We start from the raw sequence: 16359 nt of genomic DNA on the forward strand, positions 1-16359 counted from the left end.
CGGACGCCACGGGCATGGCCATCGACCTGCAACGCTTCCTGCAACGCTTCGTCACCGAGTCGCACGGCCATCTCGGCGAGCTCGAGGCCCAGCTCTCGGCGATGGCGCGCGACGAGCCGCTCGGGCGTGACGACCTCGACGCCGCCTTCCGCGCCGCCCACACCATCAAGGGCTCGGCGCGGATGCTCAAGCTGGGGGTGATCGCCGAGACCGCGCACGCCCTCGAGGACGTGCTCGGGGCGCTGCGCGAAGCGCGCCTGGCGCCCTCGCCGGAGCTGGCCGCGACCCTGCTCGAATGTCACGACGCCATCGGCGACCTGGTGGCCGCCGCCACCACCCCCGAGCAGCTGCCCGCGCACCCCGACCCGGCGCTGCTCGCGCGGCTGCTCGAGCACGCCACGCCCACCGCCGCAGCGGCGCAGACGCATGCCGCACCCGCCCCCGAGCCGCCACCCGCCCCACCGGCGCCGGCGCTACCGGGCGAGGCGCGCACGCCGCCGCGACTCGACCTGCGCCCGACCGAGACGGTGCGCGTCGGACTCGACAAGCTCGATGGGCTGATCCGCTTGATGGGCGAGCTGATCGCCACCCAGGGGCGCTATCGCCAGCGCCTGCTCGAGGCCCGCGCGCTCGACGTCGAGCTTGCACGATTGCTCGAGGACAACCCGGCACTGGCCAAGCACGTCGCCGGCCGACAGCGCTTCACCCGCGCGCTGCGCGATCTGGTGCAGGAGCAGGAGCGGCTCACCAGCGAGCTTGGCGATTGCGCCCTGGGGCTGCGCATGCTGCCGCTGGCGACCCTGTTCGAGCCGATCGCGCGGATCGCCCGCGAGCAGGGCCGGGCGCTCGGCAAGCAGGTCGACTGTCACGCCAGCGGCGGCGAGATCGAGCTCGACCGTCATATCGTCGAGCGTCTCGGCGATGCCCTGGTGCACCTGCTCAGCAACGCCGTCGATCACGGTATCGAGTCGCCCGAGGCGCGCCGTGGCGCCGGCAAACCCGCGCTCGGACGCATCGAGATCAGCGCGCGCAAGGACGGCGCCGGGGTGGCCATCGGCATCCGCGACGACGGGCGCGGACTCGATCGCGCGCGCATCCTCGAGCGCGCGGTGCGCCAGGGGCTGGTCGAGCCGGAGCAGGCGACGACGCTGGAACCGACGCAGGTCGCCGAGCTGATCTTCCGCCCCGGCTTCAGCACCAGCGAGCTGGTCACCGAGGTCTCGGGGCGCGGGGTGGGCATGGACGTGGTCAGGCGCACCGTGGTCGAGGAGCTGCACGGCACCATCGCCGTCACCGACACGCCCGGCCAGGGCACCCGGCTGACGCTCAAGGTGCCGCTGTCGCTGGCGCTGATGCGGGTGCTGCTGTTCGAGGCCGGCGGTCGCGTCTTCGCGCTCACCGCGCAGCACGTCGAGCGGCTGATCCGCGTCGCGCTCGACACCACCCTGCAGGTCGCCGGACAGCCGACGCTGACGCTCGACGGCACCTGTCTGCCGCTCATCACCCTGAGCGCGCTGCTGGGGCTCGAGCGCGAGACCGGCGCGCCCTCACCGCCGGCGCCGCTGATCATCGTCATCGGCACCGCGCGCGCCAAGCTCGGGCTGATCGTCGATCGTCTGGTCGACGAGCGCGACATGGTGATCAAGCCGCTGCCGGCGCACATGCGCGCGCTCGCCCCGGTCGGCGAGCTGGTCGGCGGTTTCGTCACCACCGGCGACGAGACCCTGGTGAGCGTGCTCCAGGCCCCGGCGCTGCTCGCCGCCGCGCGGCTCGAGGCCGACGCACCGGCGCGCGACGCGACCACCGCGCCGGCCTCGGCACACCACGTACTGGTGGTCGACGACTCGCTCAACACCCGCGAGATCGAGCGCGACCTGCTCGAGTCCAGCGGCTATCGCGTCACCCTCGCCGAGGACGGGCTCGAGGCGCTCGACAAGGCGCAGCGACAGCGCTTCGACGCGGTCGTCAGCGATGTCGAGATGCCGGGGCTCGACGGCTTTTCCCTGACCGCCCGGCTGCGCGAGAATAGCGACTATCGCACCACCCCGATCGTCATCGTCACCTCGCGCGCCGACGAGGCCGACCGACGCCGCGGCATCGAGGTCGGCGCCAACGCCTATATCGTCAAGGGCGACTTCGCCCAGTCGAGCCTGGTCGACACCCTGCGAGGATTGATCGGATGAGCCTCGCGCGCCATCCACCATAAGAACCATCGAGGACGCCTCCGCATGCACATCCTGATCGTCGACGACGACACCCTCACCGGCGAACTCACCGCCGCCATCCTCGAGCAGGCCGGACACCGCTGCGAGATCGTCGCGCACGGGCTCGCCGCGCTCGAGCGCATCGCGGCCGCCACCAGCCCCTTCGACTGCGTGATCTCGGATCTGCACATGCCGCTGCTCGATGGCTTGGAACTCGAGGGCGAGATCCGTAAATTAGGCGTATCGATCCCCTTCATCCTGCTCAGCGGCGACGACCTGCGCGCGACCTCCGATCAACGCCCCGGCATCAGCGCCCACCTCTGCAAGGACGAGACCCTGGAAGAGGCCCTGCTGCAGGCAGTCGCCCGGCTGTGATTACCGCCGCCGCAACGCAGCAGCCCGCGACCACGCGCATGACGCAGCAGCAATCAGCAGACCTCCAGACGCGCAAGGCGCGACTGCGTGCCTCCTTCATCAGCCAGCTGCCGACGCGGCTCGGCGAGCTGCGCGAGCGCGTCTCGCGGCTCGATCCCGCACAGCCCCCGGACCGGCTCAACCTGCAGGAGATCCACCGACTCTTTCACACCCTCAAGGGCTCGGGGGCGACCTTCGGCTTCCCCGAGGTGATGGCCGCCGCGCGCGACGCCGAGCAGCACCTCAGCCAGGTGCTCGACGGCTACGAGGCGCTCGGCGAGGAGCTGCTCGACACCCTCTCCCACCAGCTCGACGCGCTCGAACACCTCGAGATCGATCGCGGCCCCTGCCTGCCCCAGGAGCCGCCGGCCCAGGTCGCGCTGCCGGCGCGACGCAGCGGTCGCGACATCACCACCAGTCGCGGCGAGCACTCCATCTATGTCTGCGACGACGACCCCGAGGTGGTCGCCGAGCTGGCGATGCAGCTCGGCTGCTTCGGCTACCGGGTGACCGCCTTCACCTCGCTGGCCAGGCTCCACCGGGCGGTCGCCGAGACGCCGCCGGCGGCGGTGATCCTCGACGTGGTCTTCCCCGAGGGGATCAACGCCGGACCCGAGGCGCTCGCCGAGATCAATCGGCTCACCGGTCAGCCGGTGCCGACCATCTTCATCTCCAACCGCGAGGACTTCGGCGCCCGGCTGCACGCCGTGCAGGCCGGCGGCAGCGCCTACTGCACCAAGCCGGTGAAGACGGTGGAGATGGTCGAGATCCTCGATCTGATCACCGACACCACCCCGGTCGAACCCTTCCACATCCTCATCGTCGACGACGACCCCGACCTGGCGCAGTACCATGCGCTGATCCTCGAGGCCGCGGGCATGGTCACCCGGGTGCTCAACAATCCGGCGCTGGTGCTCCAGCAGCTCGAGACCTTCCAGGCCGACCTGATGCTGGTCGATCTCTACATGCCGCTGTGCTCGGGACCCGAGCTTGCCCAGGTGCTGCGCCAGGTGCCGGCGCACGTCGGCCTGCCGATCATCTACATCTCCTCCGAGACCGACGCCGAGCGCCAGTTCCGCGCGCTCGCCGCCGGCGCCGACGGCTTCCTCACCAAGCCGATCGCGCCCAAGCGGCTGGTCGCCGAGATCCGGCTGCGTGCCGAGCGCATGCGCACCCTGCGCTCGCTGATGGTGCGCGACAGCCTCACCGGGCTGTTCAACCACAACACCATCCTCCAGCTCCTCGAGATCGCGGTGGCCGCGGCGCTGCGCGGCAACACCCCGTTGAGCTTTGCGATGATCGATATCGACCACTTCAAGCAGGTCAACGACAGCCACGGCCACAACGTCGGCGATCAGGTACTGATGGCCCTCGGGCGCACCCTGCGCCTGCGCATGCGCGACTCCGACGTGGTCGGACGCTATGGCGGCGAGGAGTTCGCCGTGGTGATGATCGGCGCCAGCGCCGAGCGCGCGATGCAGGTGCTCGACGCGCTGCGCCAGAGCTTCGCTGCGGTGACCTTCGCCGGCGAGGGCGGCCAGCAGTTCCACAGCACCTTCAGCGCCGGGCTCGCCGCCTTCCCCGACTTCACCGACCCCACCACCCTGCAGGAGGCCGCCGACCGCGCCCTCTACCAGGCCAAGCGGCACGGGCGCAATCGCATCGAGTGCGCCACCGTCGCCACGGAGCCGCGACCGTGACCCAGGACGACGATCCGCTCGGCGTGCTGCTCGCCGCCCGCCCCGGGGAGGACGACCCGGCGCCGGAGAGCGAGTCGCAGGACCTGGTCAAGCTGGTGGTGTTCGCGCTCGGCGAGCAGCGCTTCGCCCTGCCCGGCGCACGCATCGCCGAGATCCTGCCGTTGGTGCCGATCCACCCGGTGCCCGGCTGCCCGCCGGCGCTCGAGGGGGTGATCTCGGTGCGCGGCGAGATCACCTCGGTGCTCTGTCTCGCCACCCTGCTCGGGCGTCCCACCCCGGCACCGGCCACGCGCGGGGCGATCCTGCTCGCCGGCGCACGTGAGATCACCAGCGGACTGCGGGTCGAGCGCGTGGTCGATGTCGTCGACATCGCCGGGCACGACATCCTCGAACCACCGCCGACACTGCCCTCGATGCTCGCTCGGGTGACCACCGGGGTGTTCACCGCCAAGGGACGGACGGTGGCGGTGCTCGATCTCGAGCGCTTGTTCATCGACTTCATGAAGGAGTCGGCCTAAGCGCATGGAAAACAAAAAAACGCAGAGCACGACTACGCCCCTGGGGATCGATCTGTTATCGTTTCATGCCAATCGGCTGGGCTTTGCCCTGGAGCGCCGTCGGGTGATCGCCCTGGAGCCGGCCGACAGCACCCGCGCGCCCCATATCGCCGAGCTGCTGCGACTGTCCTCGACGACGGACGAGCGCCCCGCGCAACACCAGCGCCAGCTGCTCCTCGCCCACCCCGCGGGAGCGCTCCGGGTCCGCGTCGACGAACCGATATCGCTCGACCGAGTACAGGCCGGCGACCTGCATCCGCTGCCGCCGCTGCTGGCGGCCCGCAGCCGATTGCCGTGGCTGCGGGCGCTGGCCTGGAAGAACACACCGGTGATGGTGCTCGACCCCTGGCACGACGCCGGCTGGACGGATCATTGGGGCCGAGACGACCGGTAACAGGGAAGGACCGCGACACCATCGTCGCCACGCCCGAGCGGGCAGCGGAGGAAGCAACAGAGATGGCGCTACTGCTCCTGGGGCGAAGCCGCCCCGAGGCCGTCGAAACACGCGAACCCAGGCACCACGAGGCCTCACGGAGAGGGTGGCGCTGCCGCCGTGCCCGCACGCGCCAGGCCCCAACCGCGCGGAGACCCGGATGACGCCCAAGGACGCCACCACCAGTCACGGCCAGTTGCGCGAGCGCGCCCGCCAGATCCTGCGCGATGGCCGCCTCACCCCGGCGTTGATCGAACTCGATCAGGGCGGACTCGGGCTCGAGCAGCTCCTCGAGGAGCTGCATATCTATCATGCCGAACTCGAACTCCAACAGCAGGCACTGCACGAGAGCCAGCACCTCAACGAGATCGCGCGCACCCGCTTCATGCGCTTTTACTACGAGCTGCCCATCCCGGTGCTGCAGGTCTCCGAGGACGGGCGCATCGGCGATCACAACGGCGCGGCCTCGCACCTGCTCAAGCTCGATCGTCGGCTGTTCACGCTGCTCGCCCACTCCAGACACCAGCCCTTCCTGCAGAGCGCGCTGCAGCGGGCGCTGCGCGAGGGCAAGGCCAGCTGCAGCGAGATCGCGCTGCGCGGCCGCGAGACCTGCCCGTTGCTCGCCGACCTGGTGCTGATCCGGCTGCCGATCCCCGAGAGCGACCGTTTCGAGTGCGTCTGCTGCATCATCGACCAGACCGAACGGATCGCCCAGCGCGATGCGCTGATCAGCGCCAACACCCGGCTGGCGGTCGCCGCCGAGGTCGTCGACGCCAGCACCACGGTAGCCTTTCGCTGGCGCCCCGAACCCGGCTGGCCGATCAGTTATGCCTCGCACAACGTGTGCCGCTGGGGCTATCCGCTCGAACGCATGCAGAGCGGCGAGCTGCAGTTCATCGAACTGGTCCACCCCGAGGACCGCGCCCGGGTCGATCAGGGCTTCAGCGACTATCTCAGCGCCACCGAGGCGGCCTTCAACCTGATCTATCGGGTGATCTGGGCCGACGGCTCGGTGCACTGGGTCGAGGAGGACACCAGCGTGGCGCGCGGCGCCGATGGGCAGGTGCTCTACTTCCAAGGCCTGGTGACCGATGTCACCGAACGCGAGCAGACCCAGCGCGCGCTACGCCGCCAGCTCCGTCTCCAGGGACTGCTCACCGAACTCTCGACGCTGTTCACCGAATCCCGCCACGACCAGCCCGACGCCTGCACGCTCGCCCAGGCGCTCGATCGTGTCGGACATTTCTTCGAGGTCGACCGCTGTCTGCTCTCGCACCTCGAGGACGCCCCCGAGGGCGGCACCCGCGCACGCTGCCTCCAGCAGTGGCGCAGCTCCGGCATCGCCGCCGCAGCGCAGTACCATCCCACGCCACTGCCCGCCGGCTTCGTTCCCGAACACCAGGCACGGCGCCCGGTCAGCCTGCCCGCGCGCGAACACCAGGCGCTCGGGGTCGAATTCGAGCGCCAGCTGCTCGAGCACCGCGGCATCCGCGCGCTGCTCGTCGCGCCGCTGCTCGACACCGACCAGCGCCCGGCGTTGCTCGAACTCGAGTGTCTCGCGCACCGGGTCTGGACCAACGACGAGGCGCAGACGCTCCAGCTCGTCGCCGAGACCCTCTCCAACCTGCGCGTGCGCCAGCACGCCCAGCGCGAGCTGTGCGCCAGCGAGACCCGTTATCGTCAGGTCACCTCGGTGGTGACGGACGTCGCCTACTCGGTGCTGCGCGCGGCGGACGACACCCCCTCGCTCGAGTGGATCACCGAGTCGATCACCACGCTCAGCGGCTACAGCGTCGAGGAGGTCCGCGCCCACGGCACCTGGCGCTTCCTGGTGATCGAGGACGACCAGGAGCTGTTCGTCTCGCGCATCCTCGAGCTGCCCATCGGCGCCAGCTCCACCTGCGAGCTGCGGCTGCGCCATCGCGACGGTACGCTGCGCTGGGTGCGCGCCACCACCGAGTGCTGCGCCGATCCGGCACAACCCGGCGCACGCCGTCACTACGGCGGACTGATCAACATCAGCGACGAGAAGCAGCTGGCCTTCGTCTCGCACTACGACCCGCTCACCGGCCTGCCCAACCGCGCACTGATGCGCCAGCGCATCGAGCAGGCGCTGCAGATCGCCACCAAACGACGGCTGGGGGTCGCGCTGCTCTCGCTCGATCTCGACAACCTCAAGCAGGTCAACGACTCGCTCGGCCACCGCCTCGGCGATCAGGTGCTGCGCGAGGTCGCCCAGCGGTTGCTCGGGGTGCTCGGCAGCGACGACACCCTCGCACGCTTCGGCGGCGACAACTTCATCTGGCTGGCCACCCGCAATCGCTCGGTGCAGGCCTCGGGAGAGCTTGCCGAGCGCATCCAGCAGGCACTGACCATGCCCTTCGTCATCGACGGGCACTCGCTGCTGATCAGCGCCTCGATCGGCATCGCCCTGCACCCCGATGACGCGCGCAGCACCGATGCGCTGATCAGCCACGCCGACGCCGCACTGCACACCGCCAAGGCCGAGGGACGCGGCGCCTACCGCTTCTTCACCCCGGCGCTCAACGAGCAGATGCACCAGCAGTTCCAGCTCGAACAGGATCTGCGTCACGGGCTCGAGCGCGAGCAGCTCTCGCTGCACTTCCAGCCCAGGGTCGACATGCGCACCGGGCGCATCCTCAGTCTCGAGGCGCTGGTGCGCTGGAACCATCCGCACCACGGTTGGATCCCGCCGGGACGCTTCATCCCGGTGGCCGAGGCGACCGGACTGATCCTGCAGATCGGTCCGCTGGTGCTGCGCCAGGCCTGCGGCCAGCTCGCACGCTGGCGCGAGGCGGGGATCGCGCCGGTGCCGATGGCGGTCAACCTCTCGGCCAACGAGCTCTACCAGGAGGCGCTCATCGAGTCCATCGACGGCATCGTCGACGCGTTCGCCATCCCGCCCGAGCTGCTCGAGTTCGAGATCACCGAGAGCGCCACCATGCGTTCGATCGACCGCGCCGTCGACATCCTCGCCGGGTTGCGCGAGCGTGGCTTCTCGATTGCGATCGACGACTTCGGCACCGGCTACGCCTCGCTCAACTATCTCAACCGCCTGCCGGTCAACGCGTTGAAGATCGACCGCTCCTTCCTCGCCGACATCGGCGCCGAGAGCGCCCGTCACGATCAGGCCGCGGCCATCGTCAAGGCGATCATCGGGCTCGGCAACAGTCTCGGTCTCGAGGGCATCGCCGAGGGCGTGGAGACCCGGCTGCAGCGCGACTTCCTGCTCCAGCACGGCTGTCACATCGCCCAGGGCTATCTCTACAGCCGCCCCCTGCCGGGCGCGAAGATCGAGCCGCTGTTGCAAGCCGGTCGTATCGCCCTGCCGACGCAAGCGGGGCTCGAGGACTGAACCAGCAACGACGAGGCCGCGACCAGATGGCCACGGCCTCGTCATCGGGTTCGGGAGAAGCGCCGCCCACGCGGCGGGCGGCGACGGGACGGGTCAGAGCAGCACGCGGTCGATCACGTGCACCACGCCGTTACGCGCGGCGATCGACTGCGAGACGGTGGCCTCGCCGACCTTGATCATCCCCGGCACGCTGATCGCGACGCGCTCGCCCGAGAGCGTCGGCGCGCTCTCGAGTTGCATCAGCTCGGTCGGACTCAGCCGCCCCGGCACCACGTGCGCGGCGATCACCTGATTGAGCCGCTCCTTGTCCGAGAGCAGCGCCTCGAGCTGATCGGCGGGGATGCGCGAGAAGGCCTCGTTGCTCGGCGCGAACACCGTGTAGGGACCACCCTCGGAGAACATCGCCTCGGCGCCGGCGGCCTCGATCGCCGCCTGCAGCTTGGTGAACACCCCGGAGCCCTCGGTGATGTCGGTGATCGACTTGTTCGAGGCATAGGACGGGCTGCGCAGACTGTCGTAATGGGCGAAACGATCGGTCGGGGTGGCGTTCTCCAGGCCGGCGCGGGCACGCTCCAAGGTCTCCTCGTCGGCGACCTTGCTGCCGATCGACAGCGCCGCCAGTGGGCCCACCGCGGCGGCGAGCACCAGGATGGCGGTCAGCGGGCTGATGGAGGTCACATTGTCGTTGCTCATGGCGCGAATCCTCTGGGCATGACTGAAAGAAACAGGATGGTCAGGCACAAGCCGTCGGCCTCCGTGCCGGGACGATACGGCTAATTTCCTACCTTCGCACTCAAGTATTAGTGCACTTCCAGAAAAGGCAAGCAAAACCCGATTCATTCCGCGGGTTCGTCGTGCGCCATACCAATCCGGCGCGACTTGACCCAGAATGGAGGGGCATCGACCACACCATCACCACGGGAGCCCGTTGATCATCATGCCCGCCCTGCCCCTTCGACTCGTCCTCTGCCTGCTCCTCGTCCTCGCCCCGGCGCTCGCCTCCGCCACCGAGCAGACCTACCGCCAGCAGGAGATCCTCGACAGCATCGAGACCTTCTTCGGCGACGGCGCCGAGAACCTCGGCACCGTGGTGCGCAAGGTCTTTCGCGAACAGGGCGAGCCCAACGGCTACATCACCGGCGAGGAGGTCGGCGCCGCGCTCGGCATCGGCGTGCGCTACGGCAAGGGACGGCTGTACATGAAAGACGGCTACACCCGCCCGGTCTACTGGCAGGGACCCTCGATCGGTCTCGACGTCGGCGCCAACGCCGCCAAGGTGTTCGTGCTGATCTATCGGCTGCCGAACCCCGACGCGCTGTTCCAGCGCTACCCCGGCGCCGAGGGCAGCCTCTACTTCGTCGGCGGGGTCGGGGTGAACTATCTGCAATCGGGCGATACCGTGCTCGCGCCGATCCGTTTCGGCGCCGGCTGGCGCCAGGGGGTGAGCGCCGGCTACATGGACTTCACCCGCAAGGCCCATCTCAACCCCTTCTGAGACCGCGATGCCAAGCACCGCCCCCCGCACCGTCCAGCCACCCCCGGCGAGCACCGCCGGGACGCCGCTCGACGGGCTGCGCGCGCGGCTCGGGCGCACCCATCTGCGCCAGCGCCTGGGGCTCGAGCGCGATCATGAGGTGTTCGTGCTCAACCGCCCCGGCGCTCACTTCTTCTATCCCGAGAACTGGTACTCAGTGCACGGCGTCATCCGTCACTGTCTGCGCCTCAGCGGGCTCCACGGCCGCGCCCGGCGCAACGCCCGCCGTCACCGCATCGTCGAGCACCCGCTGGCGCTGCGCGGACTGCCGCCGGCCTTCGCCGGGCTGCGCATCCTCCAGCTCAGCGATCTGCACGTCGACATGGCCGCGGCGAACACCCACGCCATCGCCGCCGCCGTGCGCCGACTCGACTACGACCTCTGCGTGCTCACCGGCGACTACCGCGCCCGCACCTTCGGCCCGATCACCGCGACGGTCGACGGCATGCGCGAGGTCCGCGAGGCGCTCAGCGGGCCGATCTACGCCGTGCTCGGCAACCACGACAGCCTGCGTCTGGTGCCCGAACTCGAGTGCCTGGGCATCCGCTTCCTGCTCAACGAGACCGTCACCCTCGAGCGCGACGGCGCGCGACTGCACCTCGCCGGGGTCGACGACGCCCACTACTACCAGCTCCACAACCTCGACAAGGTCGCCGGTGCGATCCCCGAGGACGAGACCGCGATCCTCCTCTCCCACACCCCCGAGATCTATCGCCAGGCCGCCCATGCCGGCTTCGCCGCGATGCTCAGCGGTCACACCCACGGCGGCCAGATCTGTCTGCCCGGCGGCATCCCGCTGATCTGGGACGCCCGCTGCCCGCGCCGGCTCGCCGCCGGCCCCTGGCGCCACGGCACCCTCGTCGGCTACACCTCGGTCGGTGCCGGCACCTCGGTGGTCAACGCCCGGCTCAACTGCCCGCCCGAGATCACCATCCACGTCCTCCAGCCCGACTGAGCCCCCGGTTCAGCGTCGCCAGCGCCGCCACAACCGGGCGATCAGCGGGGTCAGCGCCAGATCGATCAGGGTGAACCCCGCGACCACCGCCGCCACCGTCGTCCAGCCACCGCCGAGCACCGCCACCGCGAGCAGCGCCGGCAACAGCGCCTCGGCGAACTGATCGAGCCCCGGTCGCGCCGCGCTCGACCGGTCCCCCAGCCGACGCTTGAGAAAGCTCGTCGCCAGATCCCCGGTCATCGCCGCCGCGGCCACCCCCAGCCCGAGCAGGGGCGAGACCCCCAGCGTCCAGGCCACCACGGGCGTGCTCGCCAGCGCCGTCCCCACCCCGCGCCAGGTCTTCGACGGCCCGAGCAGCGCCCGCCCGTCGCGCCAGCGCGCGCCGCCATCGAGCGCCCGACAACCCCGCCGCCCGAACACCAACCGCGCCATCACCGGCGCGCCATTGGCCCAGCTCACCAGCACCAGGATCGACAGCCACTCCATCTCGCCCTCCGCCTCCACCGCCTCTCGACACCCCACTTGGCCCGCGCCGCGCGCCTGCGCCATGATCGCACGCACCGGCAACTGCCAGGATCCTTCTCAGTCCCCCAATCACCGCACCACCCGCCAGCGCCGCCACCACCGGTCGCCCCACTCGAACAGGGCGAGGCCGGCGAGGATGGTGAGGCTGCCGAGCCAGATCCTCGGGGTCAGCAGCTCGTCGTTGACGAGGTGGCCGAGGAGCAGGGCGAGCACCGGGGTGATGAGCGGGATCAGCGCCACCCGGCTCGCCTGCATGTGGTGGAGCACGAAGTAGTAGAGGATGAAGCCCAGGGTCGAGCCGAACACCGCCAGGTAGAGGATCGACCAGAGCGCGCGCGGCGGCAGCGTCTCCGGCGGCGCAAAGCCCTCGCTCAGCCCCCAGCTCAGCAGGAACAGCGGCACCGCGATCAGCAGCGCGCCGGTGGTGGTCTCGACCGGGTGCATGCGCGTGCCGATGCGCTTGATCCAGACCGCGCTGGCCGAGTGGATCACCACCGTCACCAGCACCCCGGCCATGCCCAGCAGCGCCGGACCGCCGAGCGCCAGCCCCTGGGCGAAGATCAGCCACAGCCCGCCGATGCCGACGGCGATGCCGAGCAGGCGCGCCGGGGTGAGCGCGCGCTCGCCGAGCCAGACGGCGGCCATCAGCGCGGTGACCACCGGGGTCAGCCCGAACAGCACCGAGATCAGCCCCGAGGAGATGAACTGCGCCGCCCAGTAGACGCAGCTCATCGAGCCCCAGATGCCGAGTCCGGCGGCCAGATAGGTCAGCAGCGCCGCGCGGTTCCAGCGCATGCGTCGGCTCATCACCGCCACCAGCACCAGACAGAGGAAGACGCCGAGGACCATGCGCGCGGTGACGCCGAACTGGGCGCCCGCCTCGCTGCTCCATTTGATCGCCAGTGGCGTGGTCGACCAGATCAGGACCACACCGATGAATGCCGCCGGAACCGACACCTGAAACCTCCATTGCACGGAGACGGGAACGAAACAGGCCGCGGGGATGCCGCGGCCTGGGATGAGGGATCGAAGGAACGCAGGGACAGTCGTCTTCGGTTCACCCGGGCACGCGGCGACGCGCCAGCCAGCGCATGAGGCGGGCGACGTAGCGGGGGCGATGAGCGAGGACGAGGACCTGTGACATGACTCGAGTCTCGCCGATTCGGCGAGCGCGCACAAGCACGATCGGCGCGCGGCCCGCTCAGTCGCGGAAATCGCGCGCGGCCAGCCCCAGCCGACGCATCCGCGAGCGCAGGGTGTTGGGGTTGAGCGCGAGCAGGCGCGCGGCGCCGTGCGGGCCCTCGATCCGGCCCCGGGTGTGGCGCAGCGCGACGGCGATGTGCGCGCGCACCGCCTGATCGAGCGGCGCGATGGCATCCGCCTCGGCGGTGGACACGACCTCGACGCGCGGGCGCGGCACCCCCGGCCCACCGGCACCGAGCGCCTGGGCGATGGCCAGCCCGCGCCCTTCGCCCAAGATGGCGGCGCGCTCGATCACCGCGCCGAGTTCGCGCACGTTGCCCGGCCAGGGGTAGTCGAGCAGCAGCGCCAACTCATCGGCGCTCGGCTGCTGCGGCGCCAGCCCGAGGCGCAGCGCCGACTTGCGCGCAAGATGCGCGGCCAGCGCGGGGATGTCGTCGCGGCGCTCGCGCAGCGCCGGCAGGCGTAGCGGGAAGACGTTGATGCGATACCACAGGTCCTCGCGAAAGCGCCCGTCAGCGACCATCGCGTGGAGATCGCGATGGGTGGCGGCGATCAGCCGCACGTCGGCGCGCAGCGGTTGCTGACCGCCGACGCGCTCGAAGCTGCCGTCCTGGAGGATGCGCAGCAGCCGCACCTGGACGGCGAGCGGCAGTTCGCCGATCTCGTCGAGCAGCAGGGTGCCGCCGTCGGCGCGCTCGAACCAGCCCTGACGTCGGCTGGTGGCGCCGGTGAAGCTGCCGCGCTCGTGACCGAACAGCTCGGAGTCGGCCAGCTCCGGCGGGATGGCGCCGCAGTTGACGCGCACGAAGGGCGCCTCGGCGCGGCGCGAACGGGCGTGGATGGCGCGCGCGATCACCTCCTTGCCCGAGCCGGTCTCGCCGAGCAGCAGCACCGGGGTGTCGGTGGGAGCGACCTGCTCGACGCCCTGCATCACCCCGCGCAGTCCGCCCTCGGCGCCGATCAGGGTGTCGCCGAGTCCCTGTCGACCGAGCCGGGTGAGCAGCGAGTGACGATCGGCCTCGGCACTCTCGCGCAGCCGCGCCAGCTCGCGCAGATGGTGGTCGTTGCGCAGCGCCACCGCGCAGGGGTGGGCGATGGCGCGCAGCAGCCGCTCGGCCCCGGCGTCGATCGCGCCACCGAGCAGCAACACGCCCAGCGCCTCGTCGTCGAGCGCGAGCCCGAGCGCCCCGCCCCGCCCCGCCAGCCCCGTCGGCAGCAGCCCGGGGAGGTCGTCGGCGAGCGCGGCGAGCGACGCGACCCGTGCCTCGCCGCGCAGGCACCAGCGCCGCAGCCGCGCGCGCTGATCGATGCTCGGCGTGCGCGCGCGCGTCAGCGCCGGTGGCGGCGCGCCGCCCCACCCCAGCGGTTGCAACCGCCCCTGCGCAGGGTCGAGTTCGAGCAGCAGCAGCCAATCGTGGGCGAGGTGCCCGGCGAGCAGCGCCGAGAGCGCGGGCGCGCCCTCGCAGAGCGCCGGGCGACAACAGAGCGCGCGCCACAGGGCGAGCAACATCGGGTCCTGATCGTCCATATCCGTTTTATTTCATGGCTAAGCCGTTCAATGAAACGGATTATCCGTGATATGAAACGGCATGAACAGCGGTCTGTCCTTAGCCGGATCTCTCCCGTGTTCCGTACAGTGTTTTCCGTTCAATGACTTGGGCGATCCCGGCACATCCTGGCCCGGTTCTTGTTCTAGGGGGAGCCAGTCTTCCACCAAACGAACCCAAGGAGTCCCGATCCATGAATGCCGCCGTCGCCACCGTCGCGACCCTCTCCGAGGTCTACCGCACCCATCGTCGTCGTCTGCTGCTGTGGGCGGTCCTGGTCTCGAGCGTGGTACTCGCGCTGCTGGCGCGCGATCCGCTGGTCGAGCAGGGGCTGTTCAACCCCGAGTGGATCAGCCTCGGCAGCGCGGCGCTGCTGGCGGTGTTCGCCGCCGCGCTGCTCTGCGAGTATCTCGATTCCAGTCTCGGCATGGGCTATGGCACCACCCTCACCCCGCTGCTGTTGCTCGCCGGCTTCGCGCCCTTGCAGATCGTCCCCGCGGTACTGCTCTCGGAGCTGTTCACCGGGCTCGCCGCCGGGCTGCTGCACCACCGCGACGGCAACATCGACCTGCGCCGCGACCATCAGGCGCGGCGCACCTTCTGGCTGCTGGCGACGCTGAGCGCGGTGGGGGCGATCAGCGCGGTGCTGTTGGCCGTCCGGCTCTCGACCCAGTGGTTTTCGGTGGCGATCGCGGTGATCGTGCTCGGCATGGGGCTGGTCACCCTGATCACCGCGCGCCGCCGACTGCGCTATCGCCCGGCGGGGATCCTCGCCATCGGCTCGATCGCGGCCTTCAACAAGGGGCTGAGCGGGGGCGGCTACGGGCCGCTGGTGACCTCGGGCCAGGTGGTCTCGGGGGTGGCGCCGCGTCAGGCGGTGGCGATCACCTCGATGGCCGAGGCGCTCACCTGCCTGATCGGGCTCACCGCCTATCTGCTGCTCGGCGGTGCTATCGACTGGTCGCTGGCGCTGCCGCTGAGCGCTGGCGCGCTGCTCTCGGTGCCGCTGGCCACGGTCACGGTGCGTCGCCTGCCCGAGGCGCTGATCCGGGGCGCGGTGGGCGTACTGACGCTGACCCTCGGCGCGCTGCTCGCGTTCAAGCTGCTGCTCTGAGACGGCGCCGAGATGGTAGGCTGGACCCTTTTGCCGCGCGCCCGCGTCCGGCAAAAGGGTCCACACGCACACGGAGTCTCGATGTCCTTCAGTTTCGACCCCATCGGTTTCATCCGCTCGCCCTATACCGACAAGTTCGGCATCCCCCGTCAGCCGCGGCTGGTCGAGGCCGCCCACGCCCGGCTCGAACTCTGCCCCGAGTACGCCCGCGAGGAGGCGTTCAAGGCCCTGGAGGGCTTCTCCCACGTCTGGGTGGTGTTCGTCTTCCACGACGACTGTCTCGATGCCGGATGGCGCCCGACGGTGCGCCCGCCCCGGCTCGGCGGGCGCTCGACGGTGGGGGTGTTCGCCAGCCGCGCGCCCTATCGGCCCAACCCGATCGGGATCTCGGCGGTGGCGCACGAGGGGTTGGAGCGCGACGGCAACGGGCTGGCGCTGAGGCTGCGCGGGATCGATCTGCTCGACGGCACCCCGGTGCTCGACATCAAGCCCTATGTCCCCTACGCCGACGCGCTGCACGATGCGCGCAGCGGCTTTGCCCAGGAGCGGGTGGTGTGTCTGCGCCCGATCCGCTTCGAGGCCGCCGCGCTCGAGGGCATCGCCCAGGCCGACCCCGATGGCCGCCTGGGGCTGCGCGCGTTGATCGAGCAGGTGCTGACCCAGGACCCGCGTCCCGGTTACATGGACCGTTATCCGGAGCGGCGCCGCTTCGGGCTGCAGCTCTACGATCGCAATATCCGCTGGGAGTTCGACGAGCAGTACATCCGCGTACTGTCGGTGGAGCTGGCCTGCTGAGG

At 70.4% G+C, this 16359-nt stretch carries 14 protein-coding genes; 10 read left to right on the top strand and 4 right to left on the bottom strand.

Annotated elements, in window-relative coordinates; all coding sequences use genetic code 11:
- Positions 1-14: 14 nt before the first annotated feature.
- From ACAM26_RS11910 to ACAM26_RS11935, 6 genes are all read left to right on the top strand, one after another.
- Positions 15-2183, top strand: a complete 2169-nt coding sequence (locus ACAM26_RS11910; RefSeq protein ID WP_369613745.1) for a response regulator — start codon at positions 15-17, stop codon at positions 2181-2183.
- Between the two features lie 45 nt (positions 2184-2228).
- Complete coding sequence (locus ACAM26_RS11915; protein ID WP_123140979.1) at positions 2229-2579, top strand: response regulator; 351 nt, start codon at positions 2229-2231, stop codon at positions 2577-2579.
- A 38-nt stretch (positions 2580-2617) separates the two neighbouring features.
- Positions 2618-4318 (top strand): diguanylate cyclase, encoded by a 1701-nt coding sequence (locus ACAM26_RS11920; protein ID WP_369613746.1) that lies wholly within the window; start codon positions 2618-2620, stop codon positions 4316-4318.
- A complete protein-coding gene (locus ACAM26_RS11925) occupies positions 4315-4836 on the top strand; it encodes a chemotaxis protein CheW (protein WP_165913465.1) in 522 nt (173 codons plus the stop codon). The genes ACAM26_RS11920 and ACAM26_RS11925 overlap by 4 nt, the downstream gene beginning before the upstream one ends.
- A gap of 4 nt (positions 4837-4840) precedes the next feature.
- On the top strand, positions 4841-5269 hold the full coding sequence (locus ACAM26_RS11930) for a hypothetical protein (protein WP_123140982.1): 429 nt from the start codon (positions 4841-4843) through the stop codon (positions 5267-5269).
- Positions 5270-5468: 199 nt separating this feature from the next.
- The gene (locus tag ACAM26_RS11935) at positions 5469-8684 is read left to right on the top strand and encodes an EAL domain-containing protein (protein ID WP_123140983.1); all 3216 of its coding nucleotides are present in this window, start codon (positions 5469-5471) and stop codon (positions 8682-8684) included.
- Positions 8685-8777: 93 nt separating this feature from the next.
- Here the strand turns inward: ACAM26_RS11935 and ACAM26_RS11940 are convergent, their stop codons facing one another.
- On the bottom strand, positions 8778-9377 hold the full coding sequence (locus ACAM26_RS11940; protein ID WP_123143110.1) for a fasciclin domain-containing protein: 600 nt from the start codon (positions 9375-9377) through the stop codon (positions 8778-8780).
- A gap of 244 nt (positions 9378-9621) precedes the next feature.
- Here ACAM26_RS11940 and ACAM26_RS11945 point away from each other — a divergent pair, with 244 nt between their 5' ends.
- Positions 9622-10179 (top strand): DUF1134 domain-containing protein, encoded by a 558-nt coding sequence (locus ACAM26_RS11945; RefSeq protein ID WP_223806141.1) that lies wholly within the window; start codon positions 9622-9624, stop codon positions 10177-10179.
- A gap of 7 nt (positions 10180-10186) precedes the next feature.
- On the top strand, positions 10187-11173 hold the full coding sequence (locus ACAM26_RS11950) for a metallophosphoesterase (RefSeq protein ID WP_369613747.1): 987 nt from the start codon (positions 10187-10189) through the stop codon (positions 11171-11173).
- 9 nt (positions 11174-11182) lie between these two features.
- Here ACAM26_RS11950 and ACAM26_RS11955 read toward each other — a convergent pair whose 3' ends face one another.
- The 3 genes from ACAM26_RS11955 to ACAM26_RS11965 form a co-directional block, all read right to left on the bottom strand.
- Entirely contained in the window at positions 11183-11734 is a 552-nt protein-coding gene (locus ACAM26_RS11955) for a CDP-archaeol synthase (protein WP_369613788.1), read from the bottom strand.
- 33 nt (positions 11735-11767) lie between these two features.
- Positions 11768-12655, bottom strand: coding sequence for a DMT family transporter (locus tag ACAM26_RS11960; protein ID WP_369613748.1), 888 nt, complete (start codon positions 12653-12655; stop codon positions 11768-11770).
- A 244-nt stretch (positions 12656-12899) separates the two neighbouring features.
- Positions 12900-14429 carry a sigma-54 interaction domain-containing protein gene (locus tag ACAM26_RS11965; RefSeq protein ID WP_369613749.1) on the bottom strand — a complete coding sequence of 510 codons (1530 nt, stop codon included), beginning with the start codon at positions 14427-14429 and terminating at the stop codon, positions 12900-12902.
- 212 nt (positions 14430-14641) lie between these two features.
- Here ACAM26_RS11965 and ACAM26_RS11970 point away from each other — a divergent pair, with 212 nt between their 5' ends.
- Complete coding sequence (locus tag ACAM26_RS11970; protein ID WP_369613750.1) at positions 14642-15562, top strand: sulfite exporter TauE/SafE family protein; 921 nt, start codon at positions 14642-14644, stop codon at positions 15560-15562.
- Positions 15563-15643: 81 nt separating this feature from the next.
- Positions 15644-16357: a tRNA (N6-threonylcarbamoyladenosine(37)-N6)-methyltransferase TrmO gene (gene tsaA / locus ACAM26_RS11975; protein ID WP_123140995.1), complete on the top strand. Its 714-nt coding sequence runs from the start codon at positions 15644-15646 to the stop codon at positions 16355-16357.
- The last annotated feature ends 2 nt before the right edge of the window (positions 16358-16359 follow it).

Origin of the sequence: Marichromatium sp. PS1 (genome assembly GCF_041155115.1) — a bacterium.
Taxonomy (GTDB): Bacteria; Pseudomonadota; Gammaproteobacteria; order Chromatiales; family Chromatiaceae; genus Marichromatium; species Marichromatium gracile.

Coding starts and splice junctions, on each gene's coding strand:
- ACAM26_RS11910 (WP_369613745.1), top strand. CDS start 15: ATGGCCATCGACCTGCAACGCTTCCTGCAACGCTTCGTCACCGAGTCG.
- ACAM26_RS11915 (WP_123140979.1), top strand. CDS start 2,229: ATGCACATCCTGATCGTCGACGACGACACCCTCACCGGCGAACTCACC.
- ACAM26_RS11920 (WP_369613746.1), top strand. CDS start 2,618: ATGACGCAGCAGCAATCAGCAGACCTCCAGACGCGCAAGGCGCGACTG.
- ACAM26_RS11930 (WP_123140982.1), top strand. CDS start 4,841: ATGGAAAACAAAAAAACGCAGAGCACGACTACGCCCCTGGGGATCGAT.
- ACAM26_RS11935 (WP_123140983.1), top strand. CDS start 5,469: ATGACGCCCAAGGACGCCACCACCAGTCACGGCCAGTTGCGCGAGCGC.
- ACAM26_RS11940 (WP_123143110.1), bottom strand. CDS start 9,377: ATGAGCAACGACAATGTGACCTCCATCAGCCCGCTGACCGCCATCCTG.
- ACAM26_RS11945 (WP_223806141.1), top strand. CDS start 9,622: ATGCCCGCCCTGCCCCTTCGACTCGTCCTCTGCCTGCTCCTCGTCCTC.
- ACAM26_RS11950 (WP_369613747.1), top strand. CDS start 10,187: ATGCCAAGCACCGCCCCCCGCACCGTCCAGCCACCCCCGGCGAGCACC.
- ACAM26_RS11965 (WP_369613749.1), bottom strand. CDS start 14,429: ATGGACGATCAGGACCCGATGTTGCTCGCCCTGTGGCGCGCGCTCTGT.
- ACAM26_RS11970 (WP_369613750.1), top strand. CDS start 14,642: ATGAATGCCGCCGTCGCCACCGTCGCGACCCTCTCCGAGGTCTACCGC.
- tsaA (WP_123140995.1), top strand. CDS start 15,644: ATGTCCTTCAGTTTCGACCCCATCGGTTTCATCCGCTCGCCCTATACC.